This window comes from Frankia sp. CcWB3, from assembly GCF_977927595.1.
On the sequence record NZ_CDWRCK010000050.1, the window covers coordinates 1 to 20181 of the forward strand.

The window sequence follows — 20181 nt, forward strand, 5'->3', positions numbered from 1 at the left end:
GTACGAGACCGGGGTGCGGGTGGACCGCCCCGGGGAGGCGTTCTGGATCCCGCGCGAGGCCGTCCGCGGTGCCCGGCTGGAGCGGGCGCACGCCGGCAAGGTTTCCGCTCCCGGGCGTCTGATCGTCATCGCGTGGTCGTTCGGCGGGCACGAGCTGGAGACCGGTTTCCGTGGCGAGGACCGCGCCCGTCAGCCCAAGGTCGTGCGCGCCGTCCACGACCTGATCGGCCCCCCGCCCGCGCATCTGGCACCGGGCGACGTCACCTCACCGCACGCGGTACCGCGGATCCGCCCGCGGATCCGCGGGCGGGCCATCGCGCCCGGCCCCGGGACGGTGGGCCGGCCCGGGCAGCGACCGGGTTCCGGACAGCCGACCGAGGAGATGCCGGCGATCCGGACCGGCCCTCGGCTGCGTTCCCGGGGGGAGCGGGCCCAGGCCCGCGGCGAGCAGGCGGTGCCCGCCGACCGGCGGCCCTACGCGGAGCGGTGGCGCTCGGACCAGCGACTCCCCGATCGGCGACACCCGGATGAGGGTCACCCCGACCCGCGCCGCCCCGACTCGCGCCATCCCGATCAGCGGCCGGCGGATCCGGGATCGGGCCCCGGGTGGGTGCACCCGGGACAGCTTGATCAGTCTGACCCCGGCTGGTCGTCGGTTGACCCGTTGACCTCACCGCTCGGTGAGGTCAACAGGCTGAAGGAGGATCGGTGAGCACTCCCACCACGACGCCGACGCGAGCGGTCCTGATGCTGGAGGACGGTCGCAGCTTCGTCGGCGAGGCGTACGGGGCGATCGGCGAGACCTTCGGCGAGGCCGTGTTCTCCACCGGGATGACCGGCTACCAGGAGACGCTGAGCGATCCGTCGTTCCACGGCCAGGTCGTCATCATGACCGCCCCGCACATCGGCAACACCGGCGTCAACGACGAGGACTACGAGTCCGAGCGGATCCAGGTCGCCGGGTTCGTCGTGCGTGACCCCGCCCGGCGGGCCTCCAACTGGCGCGCCCGGGGCACGCTTGACGACGAGCTGGCCGCGGCCGGCGTGGTGGGGATCAGCGGGATTGACACCCGGGCGCTGACCCGTCACCTGCGTGAGCTCGGCTCGATGCGGTGCGGGATCAGCAGCGTGCTCGACGCCGACGCCGACGCCGATGGTGGCCCGGTCGGCACGGGCCCGGGTTCCGGCGCGGACGGCGAGCGGGCGGCGGCGCTCGACGCCCTGCTCGACCGGGTCCGCGCCTCCCCGGAGATGCTCGGCGCGGATCTTGCGCCCCGGGTCTCCACCCCTACCCCCTATGTGGTGGAGGCGGTGGCGGGCGCCGCGCTGTTCAAAGTCGCCGCGCTCGATCTCGGCATCAAGCGCGCGACGCCGGCCGCCATGGCCGCGCTGGGCTGCGAGGTGCACGTGCTGCCGGCCCGCACCATCGGCGAACAGCTGCTGGCGCTCGAACCGGACGGGGTGTTCCTGTCGAACGGTCCCGGCGACCCGGCGGCGGCGGACTACGCGGTTGACGCGCTGCGGACGGTGCTGCGGGCCGGTGTCCCGGTGTTCGGGATCTGTTTCGGGCACCAGCTGCTGGCCCGCGCTCTCGGCTTCGAGACGTACAAGCTCACCTACGGCCACCGCGGCGTGAACCAGCCGGTCGGGGACATGGCGACCGGGCGGATCGCGGTCACCAGCCAGAACCACGGGTTCGCCGTGCGGGCGCCGCTGACCGGGGTGACCGACACCCCGTTCGGCCGGGTGGTGGTCAGCCACCGCGGCCTCAACGACAACGTCGTCGAGGGATTGGAGTGTCTGGACGTGCCGGCCTTCAGCGTGCAGTTCCATCCGGAGGCCGCGCCGGGGCCGCATGATGCCTCCTCGTTGTTCGAGCGGTTCCGCGCTTTGATGGCGGACACCCGGGAGCGTGGCGAGAGATCTGTCGGGAGTGAACGATGAGTGGTTCGACGAGCCAGGGGTCCCCGCGGGTCAGGAGCGCAGCGAGCGATCCGCGGGAAAGGCTGAGCAGTGTCCTGGTCCTCGGCTCCGGGCCGATCGTGATCGGCCAGGCGTGCGAGTTCGACTATTCGGGTACCCAGGCCTGCCGGGTGCTGCGCGCGGAGGGCCTGCGGGTCATCCTGGTCAACAGCAACCCGGCGACGATCATGACCGATCCGGGGATCGCGGACGCGACCTACGTCGAGCCGATCACCCCGGACATCGTCGCGAAGATCATCGAACGGGAGCGGCCCGACGCGATCCTCGCCACCATGGGGGGCCAGACCGCGCTGAACACCGCCGTCGCCCTGCACGACGCCGGTGTCCTGGACCGCTTCGAGGTCCGTCTGATCGGCGCGAACATCGACGCGATCCGCGCCGGGGAGGACCGTCAGGCGTTCAAGGACATCGTCGCCGCGGTCGGCGGCGAGACCGCGCGCAGCGCCATCTGCCACACCGTCGCCGAGTGCCTGGCCGCCGGGGAGGAGTTCTCTTACCCGGTGGTCGTGCGACCCAGCTTCACCCTCGGCGGCGCCGGCAGCGGCTTCGCCCATGATTCCGGCGAGCTGCGCCGGATGGCGGCGGACGGACTGGCCGCGAGCCCGTCGACCGAGGTGCTGGTGGAGGAGTCGGTCCTCGGCTGGAAGGAGTACGAGCTCGAGCTGATGCGCGACCGCGCGGACAACGTGGTCGTGGTCTGCTCGATCGAAAACGTCGACCCGATGGGGGTGCACACCGGCGACTCGATCACGGTGGCGCCGGCGATGACCCTGACCGACCGCGAGTACCAGCGCATGCGGGACATGGCGATCGCGGTGATGCGGGCCGTCGGCGTCGACGCCGGCGGCTGCAACATCCAGTTCGCCGTCGACCCGGCGACGGGCCGGCAGGTGGTCATCGAGATGAACCCCCGGGTGTCGCGGTCCTCGGCCCTGGCCTCGAAGGCGACCGGCTTCCCGATCGCGAAGATCTCGGCGAAGCTCGCGCTCGGGTACACCCTCGACGAGATCCCCAACGACATCACCCGCACCACGCCCGCGGCCTTCGAGCCGGCGCTGGACTACGTCGTGGTGAAGGTGCCGCGGTTCGCGTTCGAGAAGTTCCCCGGTGCCGACCCGACGCTCACGACGACGATGAAGTCCGTCGGCGAGGCGATGGGGGTTGGCCGCAGCTTCGCCGAGGCGCTGCAGAAGGCGCTGCGCTCGATGGAGGCCCCGGGCTCGGTGTTCTCCTTCGTCCCGCCCGAGGCGGACGCCGCCGACCTGCTGGAAGCCGCGCGGGTTCCCCACGACGGCCGGTTGCGTACCGTCCAGCAGGCGCTGCTCGCCGGCGCGGATCCCGACGAGGTCACCCGGGTCACCGGGATCGACCCGTGGTTCGTCGACCAGCTCGTCTTCCTCAACGAGACCGCGGCGACGATCAGCCGCAATCCGGCGGGCATCCGGCGGGCCAAGCGAGCCGGGTTCTCCGACGCCCAGCTCGCCGAGATCCTCGGCACCTCCGAGGACGTGGTCCGGGCGTTCCGCCACCGCACCGGCATCCGGCCGGTGTTCAAGACCGTCGACACCTGCGCGGCGGAGTTTGCCTCCGAGACCCCGTACCACTACTCCGCTTACGACGCCGAGACCGAGGTCGCGCCGAGCGAACGGCCGCGGGTGATCGTGCTCGGCAGCGGGCCCAACCGCATCGGCCAGGGCATCGAGTTCGACTACGCCTGTTGCCATGCGGTGATGGCGCTCTCCGGCGCCGGCTATGAGACCGTCATGGTCAACTGCAACCCGGAGACGGTGTCCACCGATTACGACACCGCCGACCGGCTCTACGTCGAGCCGTTGACGGTCGAGGACGTGCTCGAGGTCGTCCACGCCGAGCAGCAGGCCGGGCCGCTCGCCGGGGTGATCGTCCAGCTCGGTGGGCAGACCCCCCTCGGCATCGCCGCGGCGCTGGCCGAGGCGGGCGTGCCCGTCGTGGGCACCCCGCCGAAGGCGATCCATCTGGCTGAGGACCGCGGGCTGTTCGGGCGTGTGCTGGCCCGGGCGGGCCTGCCCTCGCCGCCGCACGGGGTGGCGACCTCTTTCGCCGAGGCGCGCACGGTGGCCGAGCGGATCGGGTACCCGGTGCTGGTGCGGCCGTCCTACGTGCTCGGCGGGCGCGGCATGGAGATCGTCTATGACGACACGATGCTGCGCGACTACATCGATCGGGCCACCGCCATCTCCCCGGAACATCCGGTGCTCGTCGACCGGTTCCTCGACGACGCGGTGGAGATCGACGTCGACGCCCTCTACGACGGGGAGACGCTCTACCTCGCCGGGGTGATGGAGCACATCGAGGAGGCCGGGGTCCATTCGGGCGACTCGGCCTGCGTCCTGCCGCCGATCACGCTGGGCCGTTCGGAGCTCGACCGTATCCGGGCGTCCACCGAGGCGATCGCGAAGGGCGTCGGGGTGCGGGGCCTGCTCAACGTCCAGTACGCCCTGCAGTCCGATGTGCTCTACGTCCTGGAGGCCAATCCCCGGGCGTCGCGGACCGTGCCGTTCGTCTCCAAGGCCACCGCGGTGCCGCTGGCCAAGGCCGCTGCCCGGGTGATGCTCGGCGCGACCATCGACGAGCTGCGGGCCGAGGGCCTGCTGCCGCGCTCCGGCGATGGCGGCACCCTGCCGCTGGACTCGCACATCTCGGTCAAGGAGGCCGTGCTGCCCTTCGGGCGCTTCCGGGACGCCGGTGGCCGCGGCGTCGACACCGTCCTCGGGCCGGAGATGAAGTCGACCGGTGAGGTGATGGGCATCGATGATGGCTTCGGTACAGCCTACGCCAAGTCTCAGGCCGCCGCATACGCCTCGCTGCCCACCTACGGCCGGGTGTTCGTCTCCGTGGCCAACCGGGACAAACGGGCGATGGTTTTTCCGATCAAGCGGCTCGCGGATCTCGGTTTTGTCGTTTACGCCACCGAGGGGACCGCGGACGTGCTGCGGCGCAACGGGGTTAAGGCGGTCGTCCTCGGTAAGCACTGGGCCCCCACCGAGGGGCTACTCGACTGTGTCGAGATGATCACATCCGGGCAGATCGACCTCGTCATCAACACCCCGTGGGGCGTCGGCCCGCGCCTGGACGGCTATGAGATCCGCACGGCCTGCGTGAGTGCCGGGGTTCCGTGCATCACCACGATCCAGGGTGCGGCGGCCTGTGTTCAGGGCGTGGAAGCGATGGTACGGGGGGAGCTGGGGGTCCGATCGTTGCAGGAATACCACGCGGCGCTGCGGCAGGCGTGGGGCGGGGGACAACCGGGCGGCTCGCCGCCCGGATCCTCCGGCTCTGTGGCGCCTGAGTCTGTGGCGCCTGAGTCTGTGGCGCCTGAGTCTGTGGCGCCCGAGTCTGCCGCACTCGGACCGGCGGCCAGGACGAGCAGATGAGCGCCGGCCGGAGGAGCTCCGACGGGAGGAGTGCCGCCGCGCCCCGCTTCACCCCGCCGCGGGGCCGGGCGCCGCTGGCGGTCGCGCTGGATGCCCCGGACGCCGCGACCGCGCTGCGCTGGGCTGCCGCGGTCGCCCCCACCGCGGCCGTGCTAAAGATCGGTCTGGAGCTGTTCTACCGGGAGGGCCCGGCAATCGTGACGGCGCTGCGCGCGGCCGGCGTGCTCGCCGGGGCCGGCGGCGCGACGCACGCCGCGGGCGGCGCCGGAAGCGCCCCGGAGTTGTTCCTCGATCTCAAACTGCACGACATTCCCGCCACGGTCGCCGGGGGAATGCGCTCAATCACCCCGTTGGGCCCTCGTTTCGTGACCGTGCATGCGGCTGGGGGGGCGGCGATGATACGTGCGGCGATCGAGGCGGCCCCGGATGTCGAGGTAGCCGTCGTGACCGTACTCACCTCGCTGGATGTGGCGGCGCTCAGCGCGATCGGGCTCGCCGGCCCCCCTTCCGACGCCGTCCGCAGGCTTGCCGTGCTTGCGGTCGAAGCCGGTGCGCGCACCCTCGTGTGCAGTCCGCGGGAGGTGCGAATGGTCCGTATGGAGCTTGGTAGCAATGTGACTCTCATCACCCCAGGAGTGCGACCGGGGGGGGCGGAAACCGGCGATCAGGCCCGAACCGCGACGCCGGAAGCTGCCCTTGTGGGGGGTTCTGACCTGGTCGTGGTGGGTCGCCCAATCACCGGTGCGCCCGATCCCGGGGTCGCCGCGAGGGCCGTCGCCGCAGGTCTCGGCGCTGCCAGCAGGGTTGTTGACCTGCTGTGACGCCGAGGGGACCAGGGTGTGTTCGTCCTGGTGCGGTACGAAGCGGTACGGTGGGGCCGCCGTAGACCGAAAGGGTGCGGCACGAGTGGGCCACCCCTTTCGTCCGTCAAAGCCTTCTCTTGTGCTGACAATATGTTCGCATCAGAGTGTTATGGCCAAGGCTGGACTGAGGAGCCCCTTCCTCGCTAGTTTGCGCGGCGCGATCACCGAATTGAGGAGGCGTACCCGTGCCCCTGCCGCCCCTAACGCCCGAGCAGAGGGCCGCCGCCCTCGAGAAAGCAGCGTTGGCTCGTAAGCAGCGTGCGGAACTCAAGGAGCGGTTGAAGAAGGCGGAGACCACTCTGGCCGCCGTCCTGGAACAGGCCGAGGCTGATGAGGTCGTCGGCAAGATGAAGGTTTTGGCTGTTCTGGAGTCGCTTCCCGGAGTGGGGCGCGTACGCGCCCAGAAGATCCGGGAACGGCTCGGGATCAGTCCGACCCGCCGGCTGCGGGGACTCGGCGCCAAGCAGCGTGCCGCACTCCTCGAGGAGTTCGGCATGGCCTGATCCGGTGGGGTGGGAAACCACTCCGCCAACCCGGATCATGGTTACGGCGGGTAGCGGCGTTGACGGGAGGGTGGCGTCACTCACATTCTTCCGGCGATGTCGCCCTTCCTTCCGGTCGGATCGGGGGCGGCATTCTTTACCTCCCCCGATCCGACCGTCCCTGGGAAACCAGTCCCGTCCTCGTGTCCTTCGGGGACTGATGACCGTGCGCGCCGACTGACCGAGAGGTCCTATCGTGGTGCCCGTGGGTCTTACAGTGCTGTCCGGGCCGTCCGGAGTCGGGAAGGGCACCGTCGTCGCGGCAGTCCGGGAACGTCACCCCGAGGTCTGGGTCTCGGTCAGTGCCACCACGCGGCCACCGCGTCCGGGTGAGACCGACGGTGTCGAGTACCACTTCGTCGACGCCGAGGAGTTCGCCCGGATGGTCAAAGCCGGGGAGTTCGTCGAGCACGCGATGTTTGCCGGACACGCCTACGGCACCCCCCGCCGCCCGCTTCTCGAAAGGCTCGCCGCAGGTGTGCCTTGCCTGCTGGAGATCGAGCTGCTGGGCGCCCGGCAGGTGCGCTCGGCGATGCCACAGGCCCGTTTCGTCTTCCTCGCCCCGCCCACCTTCGACGAGCTTGTCCGTCGGCTGACCGGTCGGGGGACCGAGTCACCCGAGGTCATCGCCCGCCGGCTGGACCGGGCGCGCATCGAACTCGCGGCCGAGACGGAGTTCGACGACGTGATCGTGAATGACGACGTGCGGTCCGCGGCGGCCCGCTTGGTAGCATTGATGATCGGCTCGTAGGTCCGGCCCACCGGTCGCCCGCGCAGCCGACATCTCCGTACAGCCTCCTCCGCGCAGCCCGCCCTGCCCCGCGCAGCCTGCGCTCTGCACTGTCCGGACGGCGCAGCCGCCTCGGACGTCCCATTCCGGAAGGACATCGTGGCCGGTACCGTCGCCCATCCCGAAGGCATCACCAACCCCCCCATCGACGAGCTCCTCGAGGCGACCGACTCGAAGTACAGCCTGGTCATCTACGCGGCGAAGCGAGCTCGTCAGATCAACGCCTACTACTCGCAGCTCGGTGAGGGTCTGCTGGAGTACGTCGGCCCGCTGGTCGAGACGACCAACGCGCAGGAGAAGCCGCTGTCGATCGCGCTGCGTGAGATCAACGCCGGCCTGCTCACCCACGAGACCGTCACCGACAGCCTCCCGCCGGTCTCCTGATATAGGACGATGACCGAGATGCCCGACGCCGAGATGCCTGACGCTGAGATGCTCGACGCTGAGCGATCCGGCACCGGGCCGTCCGGCACCGGGCCGTCCGGCACCGGGCCCGGCCCTCGGCGTCCCCGGGTCGTGCTCGGTGTGGCGGGCGGCATCGCCGCCTACAAGGCGGTGGAGGTGCTCCGCCGGTTCACCGAGTCCGGCCACGAGGTCCGGGTGGTGCCCACGCCGTCGGCGCTGAGGTTCGTCGGCGCGACGACCTGGGCGGCGCTGTCGGGGAACCCGGTCACCACGGACGTGTGGGACGACGCGGACGAGGTCGCCCATGTCCGGATCGGCCGCGAGGCCGACCTCGTCCTCGTCGCGCCGGCCACCGCGGACCTGATGGCCCGCGCGGCCGCCGGGCGCGCCGATGACCTGCTCACCGGCACCCTGCTGACGGCGACCTGCCCGGTCGTCTACGCGCCGGCGATGCACACCGAGATGTGGCAGCACCCGGCCACCCGGGCGAACGTGGCGACCCTGCGGGCGCGGGGAGCGGTGGTGGCCGAGCCGGCGGTGGGCCGGCTGACCGGCGCCGACTCGGGTCCGGGCCGCCTGCCGGAGCCGGCGGAGATCGCCGCGCTCGGCATGGCGGTGCTGGCCCGGGGCGCGGCCGGGGTGCGGCCCGATCTGGCCGGCCGACATGTCCTGGTCACGGCCGGCGGCACCCGGGAGTACCTCGACCCCGTCCGGTTCCTCGGCAACGCCTCGAGCGGCCGTCAGGGGTACGCCGTGGCCAGGGCGGCCGTGGCGCGGGGAGCCTCCGTCACGGTGGTGGCGGCGAACGTCGCGCTGCCCGAGGTCGCCGGCGCCCGCACGATCCCGGTCACCTCCGCGGCGCAGCTGCGCGATCGGGTCCACGAGGTCGCGCCCTCGGCGGACGTGGTCGTCATGGCGGCCGCGGTCGCCGACTTCCGCCCCGGGGCGCCACAGGCCTACAAGATCAAGAAGGAGTCTGCGGCCCCGGGCTCCATCCCGCTCGTGGCGAATCCCGACGTGTTGGCCGAGCTGCTGGCGAACCGCCAGCCCGGTCAGGTTCTCGTCGGTTTCGCCGCCGAGACCGGCGGCCCCGGCGGGGGGGTACTCGACCACGCCCGGGCCAAACTGGCGCGCAAGCCGGTCGACCTGCTCGTGGTCAACGAGGTCGGCGCCGGCCTCGGATTCGAGGTGGAACACAACGCCGCCGTGGTACTGGACCCCCGCGGTGGCGAGACGGCCATCGAGCGCACGAGCAAGGACCTCCTCGCGCATCGGATCCTCGACCTCGTGGTCGGCCTTACGGCCGATCGGACCGATGGAACGCCCGCCGAGGCGCTGCGTGTACCCCTCGCGGCACCTCGGTAAGCTTCGTCGGAATCAACCGGATCACCCAGGGGGTTAGTCCAGTGGCGACGCGCCTGTTTACGTCCGAGTCCGTCACCGAGGGGCATCCGGACAAGATCGCCGATCAGATCAGCGACTCGATTCTCGATGCCATGATCAAGGATGACCCGAAGAGCCGGGTCGCCGTGGAGACACTCATCACGACGGGTCAGGTCCACGTCGCCGGCGAGGTCACCACAAAGACCTACGTCGACATCGCCTCCGTCGTCCGCGAGCGCATCCTGGAGATCGGTTACGATTCCTCCAAGAAGGGCTTCGACGGCGCGTCCTGCGGCGTCAGCGTGTCGATCGGCGCGCAGTCCCCGGACATCGCCCAGGGCGTCGACACGGCGCACGAGACCCGCGTCGAGGGTTCCGCCGACGACGAGTTCGACCGGCAGGGCGCCGGCGACCAGGGCCTGATGTTCGGGTTCGCCTGCGACGAGACCCCTGAGCTCATGCCGCTGCCGATCGCGCTGGCGCACCGCCTCGCCAGGCGGCTGTCCGCGGTCCGCAAGGAGGGCCAGGTCGGCTACCTGCGCCCGGACGGTAAGACCCAGGTGACCATCGAGTACGTCGACGGGAAGCCGGCCCGGCTCGACACGGTCGTCGTCTCCTCCCAGCACGCCGCCGATATCGATCTGGACACCCTGCTCGCGCCGGACATCGCCGAGTACGTCGTCGAGCCGGAGCTGGCCCTGCTCGAGATCGCCACCGAGGGGCGCCGGCTGCTGGTCAACCCGACCGGCCGGTTCGAGATCGGCGGCCCGATGGGTGACGCCGGCCTGACTGGCCGTAAGATCATCGTCGACACCTACGGCGGTTACGCCCGCCATGGCGGTGGCGCCTTCTCCGGCAAGGACCCGTCCAAGGTCGACCGCTCCGCCGCGTACGCGATGCGCTGGGTCGCCAAGAACGTCGTCGCCGCGGGTCTCGCCAGCCGCTGTGAGGTCCAGGTGGCGTACGCGATCGGCAAGGCGCAGCCGGTCGGCTTGTTCGTGGAGACCTTCGGCACCGGAACCGTCCCGGACATCCAGATCCAGGACGCGGTGACGAGCGTGTTCGACCTCCGTCCCGCAGCGATCATCCGGGATCTGGACCTGCTGCGGCCGATCTACGCCCAGACGGCCGCCTACGGCCACTTCGGTCGCCCCGAGCTCGATTTCACCTGGGAGTCCACCGCACGCGCCGAGGCTCTCCAGCGCGCCGTCAAGGGCTGACCCGACGCTCGTCTCCCGCCCCCGCGGGACCCCTGCCACGCGGGTCCCGGGAGCGGATCGGGAGATCGGGGAGGTCGTGTCCCGCCGGTCGCCGTCCCGGCGAGGGAACGGGGTCGGAGGATGAACGGGGTCGGAGGATGTCGTAGGCGGCTGGTACGAATGCCGTCATGACCGAGCACCCCGGCACCCTCCCCGGCCTCAGCCCGTCAGCGGCCGGCCCGGGGGGTGCCCGGTCGGGGGCTTCGCGGTCAGGGGCTTCGCGGTCGGGAATTTCGCGCTCCGCGGGTCCCGGTTCGCCGCGGCCGCTCGCCGCGCGGCTGCCGGTGGCGCGGGTTGCCGTCGACACTCCGCTCGCCCATCTCGACCGCCCCTTCGACTACCTCGTGCCGGCGGACCTGGCTGACCTGGCGGTGCCGGGGTCCCGGGTCCGGGTCCGGTTCGCGGGCCGGCTGGTCGACGGGTTCGTGCTGGAGCGTCGCGAGAGTTCCGACCATTCCGGTCAGCTCGCGCCGCTGGCCCGGTCGATCTCGCCGGAGCCTGTGCTGTCCGAGTCCGTCGCGAAACTCGCCCGCGCGGTTGCCGATCGTTACGCCGGCACGCTGGCCGACGTCCTCCGGCTCGCCGTGCCTCCCCGCCACGGCCGGGCGGAGGTTGTCTCACCGAGGCTTGAGGCTGTGCCGCCGGGGCTTGAGGCTGTGCCGCCGGAACCCGGCGAGTGGGGCCGCTATCCCACGGGTCCGTCGATGCTCACCGCCCTGGCTGCGGGCAGGTCACCGAGGGCGGTCTGGTGGGCCCCGCCCGGCCCCGCCTGGCCGGAGATGATTGCCACCGCGGCCGCCGCTACGGCGGCGTCCGGTCGCGGCGTACTCGTCGTCGTACCCGATCATCGTGATGTCGATCGGGTCGAGGCAGCGATGGTCGCCGCGGTCGGTCGGGAGACCACCATCGCACTGCGGGCCGATCTAGGCCCGGCCCGGCGGTATCGCGCGTTCCTCGCGGTCAGCCGCGGACAGGCGCGGGCGGTGGTGGGTACCCGCGCGGCGATGTTCGCGCCCGTGGCCGAGCTCGGCTTGGTGGTGGTGTGGGATGACGGTGACGACCTGCATGCTGAGCCGTTGGCCCCGTACCCGCACGCCCGAGACGTCGCCGTCCTGCGCTCCCGGCTCCAGGGGTGCGCGCTCGTGATCGGCGGGTTCTGCCCGTCGACGGATGCCGAGGCGCTGGTGCGCACGGGGTGGGCGCACCCGGTGGTGCTGCCCCGGGAGCAGGTACGCGCGCTGGCTCCCCGGGCCGAGGCCACCGGCTCCGACCTCGAACACGCCCGTGATCCCGCAGCCCGGGCGGCGAGGCTGCCCTCCCTCGCGGTGCGGACCGCCCGGGATGCGCTGGCGGCCGGTCTGCCGGTACTGGTCCAGGTGCCGAGGAGGGGATATCAGCCGTCACTGGCCTGCGCGGCCTGCCGGCGGCCCGCCCGGTGCCCGCGCTGTCAGGGGCCGCTGGGCCGGGCGGCGGGCGGTGGTGCGCTCTCCTGCCGGTGGTGCGGCCGTCCGGTCGCCGCGGCGGTCTGGCACTGCCCGTCCTGTTCGGGCCCGCGGCTGCGCGCCTCGGTGACGGGAGATCGTCGTACGGCGGAGGAACTGGGGCGGGCCTTTCCCGGCGTCCCGGTCCGCACCTCCGGCCGGGACGGGGTGCTCGCCACCGTGCCCGCCGAACCGGCCCTCGTCATCTCGACCCCGGGGGCGGAGCCCGTGGCGGACGGCGGCTATGGGGCGGTGCTGCTCCTCGACGGCTGGGCTCTGCTGGGCCGTCCCGACCTGCGTGCGGGGGAGGAGACTCTGCGCCGGTGGACCGCCGCCGCCGCGCTCGCCCGGCCCGCCGCGCGCGGGGGGCGGGCCATCGTCGCGGCCGACGCCGGACTCGGGCCGGTCCAGGCGCTCGTCCGTTGGGATCCCGGCACGTTCGTCGCCCGGGAGGCCGACGAGCGGGCGGAGCTGGGGTTCCCGCCGGCGACCCGGATGGCGTCCGTAGCGGGCACCGCCGCGGCGGTCGCGGAGCTGCTGGCCGCCGTCGAGCTTCCCGACGGCGCCGATGTGCTCGGGCCGGTACCGCTGCCCCCCGCACCGTCCGCGCGGGCCGTTCTCGACGGCGCGAACCAGGGCGATCCGTCCGCCGTGGGCGCCGGGCAGCGCGGCCCCGACAGCGCCACCTCCGGCCCCGAGGAGATCGAACGGGTCCTGATCCGGGTCCGGCGCGAGCGCGGCGCGGCCCTGGCGGCCTCGCTGCGATCCGCTCGCGGCGTCCTCGCGACCCGGCGAACCACCGGCCGGTTACGGATCCAGCTCGACCCCCTGGTCCTCGGGTAGCGCCGGCAGGTGGTCCTCGGGTAGCGCCGGCGTGGTCTGGTTCGTACCGCCTGGCGTGGCCCCGCACACCACGGCCGGCTTCGCGCCATGGCTCATGATCCCCGGTCGCGGGCCCGGCCCGGACCGCGGCTGTCCGCCACCTCCGAGCGCCGGCGGGGTACGGTCGTCGGCGGCGACAGGCCTGTGGACGTCAGCCCGTACTCCCGGCCGGAGAACGGCGGGATGGTCCCGGCCCGGTCGGACACCTCGGATCGATGACCCCCGGAGACGGTCACGGCGTCGGCAATGACGTCGCGACGGATCGGTGCTTCGCGTATGCGTCTTGTTTTCGCCGGTACCCCGGCGGTGGCTCTGCCCAGCCTGCGGGCGTTGATCGACAGCCCGCGCCATGACGTGGTCGCGGTTGTCACCCGGCCCGATCGGCCCTCCGGGCGGGGGCGGAAGGTGAAGCCGCCCCCCGTCCACGTCCTGGCCGACGAGGCCGGCATCCCGGTGCTGAGCCCGGACCGGCCCCGGGACCCGGAGTTCCTGGCCACGCTTGCCGGCCTCGGGCCCGACTGCTGCCCGGTGGTGGCCTACGGCGCGCTGCTACCGCCTGCGGCGCTCGCTATTCCCCGCCACGGCTGGGTGAACCTGCACTTCTCCCTGCTGCCGGCCTACCGCGGGGCGGCTCCGGTGCAGCGCACCCTGCTCGCCGGGGACGACCTGACCGGCGCGAGCGTCTTCCAGATCGAACCGGCGATGGACTCCGGTCCGGTCTACGGTGTCCTCACCGAGCGGGTTCGGCCGACGGATACCTCCGGTGACCTGCTGGACCGGCTCGCCGAGGCCGGCGCCGGGCTGCTGGTCGCGGTGATGGACGGCATCGCCGACGGGACGGTACGGCCCGTGGCCCAGCCCGCCGAGGGGATCTCCTTCGCGCCGAAGCTGACCGTCGAGGAGGCCCGGATCGACTGGACGAAGCCGGCGATCGCGGTGGATCGGCTGGCGAGGGCCGCCACTCCCGCGCCGGGAGCCTGGACGACGTTCCGCGACCGGCGGCTCAAGATCGGCCCGGTGCGCCTCGGTGCGGTGCCCGGTCGGTCGGCCGGGCCGGTAGCGATGCCCGCCGGGCTGCCGGCGGGTCAGATCATGGTGCTCCCCGGCGGGGACGTGGCGGTCGGCACGGGCACAAGCCCGGTGCTCCTCGGCGAGGTACGTCCCGAGGGACGAGGCCCGATGGCGGCCGCCGCCTGGGCCCGCGGGGTCCGGATCGCCGAGGGGGAGACCCTCGGCGAGATCGGCGCACGGACCGCTGCCGGCGCCGGCAGCGGTGGCCCGGCCGGCGCGATGCCAGTCAGTGGAGGAACGTCGTGAGATCGGCCGGTTCGCCGGGCACCCGTGGGCCCCGGCCAGGGTCAAGCGTCGACCGGCCGCGGCTGCTGGCCTGGGAGGTGCTTCGGGCGGTGGACGAGCGCGGCTCCTACGCCAACCTGCTGCTGCCGTCCCTGTTGGCGGGCAGCGGACTGTCCGCCCGGGACCGCGGGTTCGTCACGGAGCTCGCCTACGGTTCCCTGCGCGCGCAGGGAACCCTCGACGGGGTGCTCGACACGGCGACGAGCCGACCCGTCCACACCATCGACCCGCCGGTGCGCGACGCGCTGCGCCTGGGCGCCTACCAGCTGCTGCGGACCAGGGTCCCGGCCCGCGCGGCCGTGGCCAGCACCGTCGAGCTGGTCCGCACGACGAGCGGCGAGCGTCCGGTCCGCTTTGCGAACGCCGTGCTGCGTCGGGTGGCCGCCCGGGTAGCCGAGACCGGCGGCGATCTCGCCACGATGCTGTCCGCGCCGCAGTTCGACGTCGACCCTGTCGGTCACCTGGCGGTCGTGACGACGCATCCCCGCTGGATCGTCGAGGTCGTCGCGGAGGCCCTGGCCGGCGACCTCACGGCGACCCGCGCCGCGCTGGAGGCAGACGACGCCCGACCCGCGGTACACCTGGTCGCCCGCCCGGGCCGGGTGGACCGTGACCAGCTGCTCGCTGAGGCCGCGCAAGCAGGTCTGACCGCCCGGCCCGGCTCCTATTCGCCGTATGCGGTACGCCTCGACGGCGGGGACCCGGTGGGGCTGCCCGCCGTGGCCGCGGGCGCGGCCGCCGTGCAGGACGAGGGCAGCCAGCTCGTCACCCTGGCCTTGGCCCGCGCGGCGACGGTGGGCCGCGACCTCGGGCTGACCGTCGACCTGTGCGCGGGTCCCGGCGGGAAGGCGGCCCTGCTCGCCGCGCTGCTCGGCGGCTCCGCCTCATCGGACAGGCTGGGTCTGCCGGACAGGCTGGGTCCACCGGACAGGCCGGCCCTGATCGCGGTCGAGCCCCGGGCGACCCGGGCGGCCATGGTGGCCCGGTCCCTGGGCGGCGCGGCGCGGGCCTGGACGGTGCGCGCCGACGGCCGGGCGGCGCCGCTGCGGCCCGATGGGGCCGACCGGGTGCTGGTCGACGTCCCCTGCACCGGCCTCGGAGCACTGCGGCGTCGGCCGGAGGCCCGGTGGCGGCGGACCGCGGCCGATGTGGCCGCGCTCGTCCCGCTCCAGCGTGCGCTGCTCGTTGCCGCGCTCGACCTGGTCCGCCCGGGCGGGGTGGTGGCGTACGCGACCTGTTCCCCGCACCCGGCTGAGAGCGTCGAGGTGGTGCGTGGCGTGGCCGGACAACGCGCCGACACCTCCATCCTCGATGCCCGCCTGACCCTGCCGGAGGTCGACCGGCTCGGTGACGGCCCGTTCGTCCAGCTCTGGCCGCATCTCCACGGCACGGATGCGATGTTCGTCGCCCTGCTGCGCCGGGTCGACAGCTGAGGCGTCGGACCCGGGAGCCGATACCCTCGCGAAATGGCCACCGCGCAGATCTACCCCAGCCTGCTCGCCGCCGACTTCGGCCGGATCGCCGACGCGGCCCTGGCGGTCGAGGGGCAGGCTGACTGGCTGCACGTTGACGTGATGGACTACCACTTCGTCCCGAACCTGGCGTTCGCGCCGGACACGGTGACGGCCCTGCGCGCGGTGACGGATACTCCGCTCGACTGTCATCTCATGATCGACGATCCCGACCGCTGGGCGGCCGGGTACGCCGAGCGCGGCGCGGCGAACGTCACCATTCACGCCGAGGCCGTGTCCGACCTGCCCCGCACCACCAGGGCGATCCGGGCGGCCGGGGCCCGCACCGGCCTCGCCGTGAAGCCGAACACCCCGATCGAGCACTATCTCGACGACCTGCACCGGTTCGACCTGCTGCTGCTGATGACCATCGAGCCGGGTTTCGGCGGTCAGACGTTCATGACCGAGGTGTTGCCGAAGATCGAGGCCGCCCGGCGCCTGCTCGACGCCCGTGGGCTGGACCTGTGGCTGCAGATTGACGGCGGGGTCAACGCCGAGACGATCGAACGGGCCGCGGTGGCGGGTGTGGACGTGTTCGTCGCCGGCACGGCCGTCTTCGGGGCGGCCGATCCGGGCCAGGCCGTCGAGCGGCTGCGTGAGCAGGCGCTGCGGGCGGCGCTCCGGCTGTCCCCGCCCGCGCCACGCTCGGCGGTTGGGCCGGCGTGACCGCGTCCGGCGGCTTCACCGGCGTCCGGCGGCTTCATATGCCAGACTTGAGGCAGTACAACCAACAGCACGCGCGCTCCGGGGTCGGTGAAACTCCGAACCGGCGGTGACAGTCCGCGACCCGTCCGCAGGTACTGGGACGGCTGACCCGGTGGAATTCCGGGACCGACGGTTAAAGTCCGGATGGGAGGATGCGCGCGGGCCGAGTGCCCGTGGTGGTCGTTGACTGCTCGCGGGCGCGTGCCGGCGTGAGCGTGCCGGCGTGGTCCCGCGTGGTTTCTCCTCGCCCAGGGTGCGGGTGCCCGGGAGCGAGGGGCACGGGTCGGATGTTTACCGGCATCGTTGAGGAACTCGGCGTGGTGACCGCGGTGGATGCGCGGTCGGAGTCGGCGGCACTCACCATCGCCTGTCAGACGGTTCTGGGTGATGTGAGTCACGGCGCGTCCATCGCCGTCAACGGTGTCTGTCTCACGGTGACCTCCTTCGCCCGCCCGGGGCTCGACGGGGGCGCCGAGACCGGTACGGCCGGCGGCCCACCCGGCACAACGGACGGCCCGTCGGCGTTCACTGCTGACGTGATGCGGGAGACGCTGGTGCGTTCCTCTCTCGGGAAGCTCGCCGTCGGTGACCGGGTGAATCTCGAACGTCCCGTCCGGCTGGCGGACCGGCTGGGAGGCCACCTGGTCCAGGGGCACGTCGACGGCGTCGGCGCGGTCCTCGACCGGCAGCCCGGTGAGGGCTGGGAGCTCGTGCGCATCGCGCTCCCCGAGGGGCTCGACCGCTACCTCGTGGAGAAGGGCTCGGTGACGGTGGACGGGGTGAGCCTGACCGTCGTCGACATCTCGCCGGCCGGTGGCGACTCACCGGCCACCTTCACGGTCAGCCTGATCCCCACCACGCTCGCACTGACCACGCTGGGTTGCCGCGTGCCGGGTTCCCTGGTCAACATCGAGGTCGACGTGCTGGCCAAGTACGTCGAGAAGCTGCATGCCGGCCCCATCGAACCGAACGGACGACACCGATGACGACATCCGCGGCCGGCGCCTCCTCGACGGCCACCCTTCCCGCCGGTGCCCTTCCCGCCGGCTATGCCGACGTGCGGTTCGCCGCCATCGAGGACGCGCTCGCCGAGATCGCCGCCGGCCGCCCGCTCGTCGTCGTCGACGACGCCGACCGGGAGAACGAGGGTGATCTGATCTTCGCGGCGGAGGCCGCCACACCCGAGCTGGTCGCGTTCATGACGCGGTACACCTCCGGTGTGATCTGCGTGCCGATGGACGCCGCCGACACCGACCGGCTCGAACTGGACCAGATGGTCCCGCACAACACCGAGCGGATGGGCACCGCGTTCACCATCACCGTGGACGCCCGCGACGGCGTCTCCACCGGGATCTCCGCCGCCGACCGGGCCCGCACCATCCGGTTGCTGGCCGACCCGCAGACCATGCCCGGCGACCTGAGCCGGCCGGGCCACATCTTCCCGCTGCGCGCCAAGGATGGCGGGGTGCTGCGCCGCCCCGGCCACACCGAGGCCGCGGTCGACCTCGCCCGGCTCGCCGGGCTGCGGCCGGCCGGTGCGATCTGCGAGATCGTGAACGACGACGGGACGATGGCCCGGCTTCCCCGGCTCGCCGAGTTCGCCCGCGAGCACGGGCTGCTACTGATCTCCATCGCCGATCTTATCGCCTACCGTCGGCGGACCGAGAAGCAGGTGGTGCGGGTCGCGGAGGCATCGCTTCCGACGCGTTACGGGGCGTTCCGGGCGGTCGGGTTCCGCAACATCCTCGACGGCGTCGAACACATCGCGCTGATCCGAGGCGAGCTCGGTGACGGCGAGGACGTGCTGGTCCGGGTGCACAGCGAATGCCTCACCGGGGACGTCTTCGGCTCCCGGCGCTGCGACTGCGGAACCCAGCTCGACGCGGCACTGCGCATGATCGCGACCGAGGGGCGCGGGGTGGTGCTCTACATGCGGGGCCACGAGGGCCGGGGCATCGGCCTGATGCACAAGCTGCGGGCCTACCAGCTGCAGGACGCCGGCCACGACACCGTCGATGCCAACCTCGCGCTGGGCCTGCCGGCCGACGCCCGCGACTACGGCACCGGAGCCCAGATCCTGGTCGACCTCGGCGTGCGCGGCCTCCGGCTGCTGTCCAACAATCCGACGAAGCGGGCCGGGCTGGAGGGTTACGGCCTGCGCATCGTCGAACTTATCGGGATGCCGGTCACCCAGACGCCGGAGAACCTGCGCTACCTGACCACCAAGCGGGACCGGATGGGACACGTCATTCCCGGTCTGCCCGGCCTTCCGGGTCTACCCGGCATGTCCGATCTGCCTAGGGCCGTGGGCGAGGACGAGCCGGCCGGCTCGCGCTGGATCCCGGGGGCGTCGAGGGTGCCCGTCACCTCCGGCTGCACGGCCATCGCGGGCGGCGCGGGCCCGGGTACGCCCGCCGGGGCCGACTGTGCCGAGGGGGAGGGTCTGTGAGCGGCCTCGGGGCTCCCGCGGAGGTGCTTCCGCCCGTCGCGGGCATGCGGTTGGCGGTGGTCGCCACCCGATGGCACGCCGAGATCACCGATGCGCTGCTTGCTGGCGCGCTGCGCGCCGCGAAGGATACAGGCCTCGCGACGGCACCCACCGTCGTGCGGGTCTCCGGTGCGGTCGAGCTTCCCGTGATCGCCGCCGCGCTGGCGGCGCGGCATGACGCCGTCGTCGCCCTCGGTGTCGTCATCCGGGGCGGCACCCCCCACTTCGACTACGTCTGTCAGTTCGTCACCGCGGGGCTCGCCCGCGTCACCCTCGACGCCCGCGTCCCCGTCGGCTTCGGCGTGCTCACCTGCGACACCGTCGAGCAGGCCCGGGACCGCGCCGGGCTGCCCGGGTCCAGCGAGGACAAGGGCCGGGAGGCGACCCTGGCCGCGCTGGGCACCGCCGCGGTGCTGCGCGATCTGGAACTCGCCGGCTGAGCTCCCACGCCGTCACTGGCCGGAACGTTCCGCATCAGGAGTTCACACGCACGGTGCGAGGCCGATCCGTCCGCGTGACATGCTCTCGGTATGGTGTTGCCGTCACATGGCGATTCGAAGTGGATCGGGTGTGCCGGTGGTGTGTTCGCTGCTCGTGGCTCTGATTCCGGCTGTCCCGATCAGTCTGTCCCGATCAGTCCGGTGCTCTTGTCGGGACGGCCGGTTACACGAGACTGTGGTCTCACGTCGTATCGGTGCCCTTGCGCTCTGGCGTCATACTTCGCGGTGGGATCGGAGGAGGTCCCGTCGGCCGGTACACATGGGGGCGGGGTGGCGCGGATGGTAAGTCACGGTGGGAGTTGGAACGGTGACGAGACGTCGGCGTCGACCGGCCCGGTCGGAGGGAATCCGGAGGTCGGGGAACGGATCGCGGCCGGGCCCGGCCGGCGGGATCCCGGCGCGACCGAACCGGGTGGTGGCGGGGACGCGCGCCCCATCTCGCTGCTCGGCCTACGACTGACCGAGCCTCAGACGCCCCGTAACGCTCTGGTTACCCGTCGTCCCATCCGGTCACGTCCGGGCGTGACCCGTTCGGAGCCCGGTGCCGGTCGGACGGGGGGCCCCTCCGGGGGGCGCGGGAGCACGGCAGGCCCGCCGCCCACTCCCATGCCACCGGCCCC

At 72.6% G+C, this 20181-nt stretch carries 17 protein-coding genes and 1 riboswitch; of the genes, 16 read left to right on the top strand and 1 reads right to left on the bottom strand.

Going from position 1 to position 20181, the window contains the following annotated elements; genetic code table 11:
• The 10 genes from ACY5KJ_RS06235 to ACY5KJ_RS06280 form a co-directional block, all read left to right on the top strand.
• Positions 1–712 (top strand): PH-like domain-containing protein (locus ACY5KJ_RS06235; protein WP_462202963.1); only part of this gene is annotated, 712 nt, incomplete at its 5' end.
• A gap of 35 nt (positions 713–747) precedes the next feature.
• Complete coding sequence (gene carA, locus ACY5KJ_RS06240) at positions 748–1944, top strand: glutamine-hydrolyzing carbamoyl-phosphate synthase small subunit (protein WP_462186079.1); 1197 nt, start codon at positions 748–750, stop codon at positions 1942–1944.
• Positions 1941–5396, top strand: a complete 3456-nt coding sequence (gene carB, locus ACY5KJ_RS06245; protein ID WP_462186064.1) for a carbamoyl-phosphate synthase large subunit — start codon at positions 1941–1943, stop codon at positions 5394–5396. Before carA ends, carB begins: the two co-directional genes overlap by 4 nt.
• Positions 5393–6217 carry an orotidine-5'-phosphate decarboxylase gene (gene pyrF / locus ACY5KJ_RS06250; RefSeq protein ID WP_462186065.1) on the top strand — a complete coding sequence of 275 codons (825 nt, stop codon included), beginning with the start codon at positions 5393–5395 and terminating at the stop codon, positions 6215–6217. The genes carB and pyrF overlap by 4 nt, the downstream gene beginning before the upstream one ends.
• A 227-nt stretch (positions 6218–6444) precedes the next feature.
• A complete protein-coding gene (mihF, locus tag ACY5KJ_RS06255; RefSeq protein ID WP_462186066.1) occupies positions 6445–6762 on the top strand; it encodes an integration host factor, actinobacterial type in 318 nt (105 codons plus the stop codon).
• Between the two features lie 244 nt (positions 6763–7006).
• Positions 7007–7552, top strand: coding sequence for a guanylate kinase (gene gmk, locus ACY5KJ_RS06260; RefSeq protein ID WP_462186067.1), 546 nt, complete (start codon positions 7007–7009; stop codon positions 7550–7552).
• Positions 7553–7690: 138 nt separating this feature from the next.
• Positions 7691–7975, top strand: coding sequence for a DNA-directed RNA polymerase subunit omega (gene rpoZ, locus ACY5KJ_RS06265; protein WP_462186068.1), 285 nt, complete (start codon positions 7691–7693; stop codon positions 7973–7975).
• 48 nt (positions 7976–8023) lie between these two features.
• Positions 8024–9361 carry a bifunctional phosphopantothenoylcysteine decarboxylase/phosphopantothenate--cysteine ligase CoaBC gene (gene coaBC / locus ACY5KJ_RS06270; protein WP_462202968.1) on the top strand — a complete coding sequence of 446 codons (1338 nt, stop codon included), beginning with the start codon at positions 8024–8026 and terminating at the stop codon, positions 9359–9361.
• A 41-nt stretch (positions 9362–9402) separates the two neighbouring features.
• On the top strand, positions 9403–10599 hold the full coding sequence (metK, locus tag ACY5KJ_RS06275) for a methionine adenosyltransferase (RefSeq protein WP_462186069.1): 1197 nt from the start codon (positions 9403–9405) through the stop codon (positions 10597–10599).
• Positions 10600–10766: 167 nt separating this feature from the next.
• A complete protein-coding gene (locus ACY5KJ_RS06280; RefSeq protein ID WP_462202964.1) occupies positions 10767–12962 on the top strand; it encodes a primosomal protein N' in 2196 nt (731 codons plus the stop codon).
• A gap of 92 nt (positions 12963–13054) precedes the next feature.
• Here the strand turns inward: ACY5KJ_RS06280 and ACY5KJ_RS06285 are convergent, their stop codons facing one another.
• Positions 13055–13237 (bottom strand): hypothetical protein, encoded by a 183-nt coding sequence (locus tag ACY5KJ_RS06285; RefSeq protein ID WP_462202965.1) that lies wholly within the window; start codon positions 13235–13237, stop codon positions 13055–13057.
• 40 nt (positions 13238–13277) lie between these two features.
• Here ACY5KJ_RS06285 and fmt point away from each other — a divergent pair, with 40 nt between their 5' ends.
• From fmt to ribH, 6 genes are all read left to right on the top strand, one after another.
• Positions 13278–14318, top strand: a complete 1041-nt coding sequence (gene fmt, locus ACY5KJ_RS06290) for a methionyl-tRNA formyltransferase (RefSeq protein ID WP_462202966.1) — start codon at positions 13278–13280, stop codon at positions 14316–14318.
• Positions 14315–15790 carry an RsmB/NOP family class I SAM-dependent RNA methyltransferase gene (locus ACY5KJ_RS06295; protein WP_462186072.1) on the top strand — a complete coding sequence of 492 codons (1476 nt, stop codon included), beginning with the start codon at positions 14315–14317 and terminating at the stop codon, positions 15788–15790. Before fmt ends, ACY5KJ_RS06295 begins: the two co-directional genes overlap by 4 nt.
• Before the next feature lie 33 nt (positions 15791–15823).
• Positions 15824–16534 (top strand): ribulose-phosphate 3-epimerase, encoded by a 711-nt coding sequence (gene rpe / locus ACY5KJ_RS06300; RefSeq protein ID WP_462186073.1) that lies wholly within the window; start codon positions 15824–15826, stop codon positions 16532–16534.
• A 69-nt stretch (positions 16535–16603) separates the two neighbouring features.
• Positions 16604–16733, top strand: a riboswitch (FMN riboswitch).
• A gap of 127 nt (positions 16734–16860) precedes the next feature.
• Positions 16861–17559 carry a riboflavin synthase gene (locus tag ACY5KJ_RS06305; protein ID WP_462186074.1) on the top strand — a complete coding sequence of 233 codons (699 nt, stop codon included), beginning with the start codon at positions 16861–16863 and terminating at the stop codon, positions 17557–17559.
• Positions 17556–19022, top strand: coding sequence for a bifunctional 3,4-dihydroxy-2-butanone-4-phosphate synthase/GTP cyclohydrolase II (locus ACY5KJ_RS06310; RefSeq protein ID WP_462202967.1), 1467 nt, complete (start codon positions 17556–17558; stop codon positions 19020–19022). The genes ACY5KJ_RS06305 and ACY5KJ_RS06310 overlap by 4 nt, the downstream gene beginning before the upstream one ends.
• Entirely contained in the window at positions 19019–19501 is a 483-nt protein-coding gene (gene ribH / locus ACY5KJ_RS06315) for a 6,7-dimethyl-8-ribityllumazine synthase (protein ID WP_462186897.1), read from the top strand. Before ACY5KJ_RS06310 ends, ribH begins: the two co-directional genes overlap by 4 nt.
• The last annotated feature ends 680 nt before the right edge of the window (positions 19502–20181 follow it).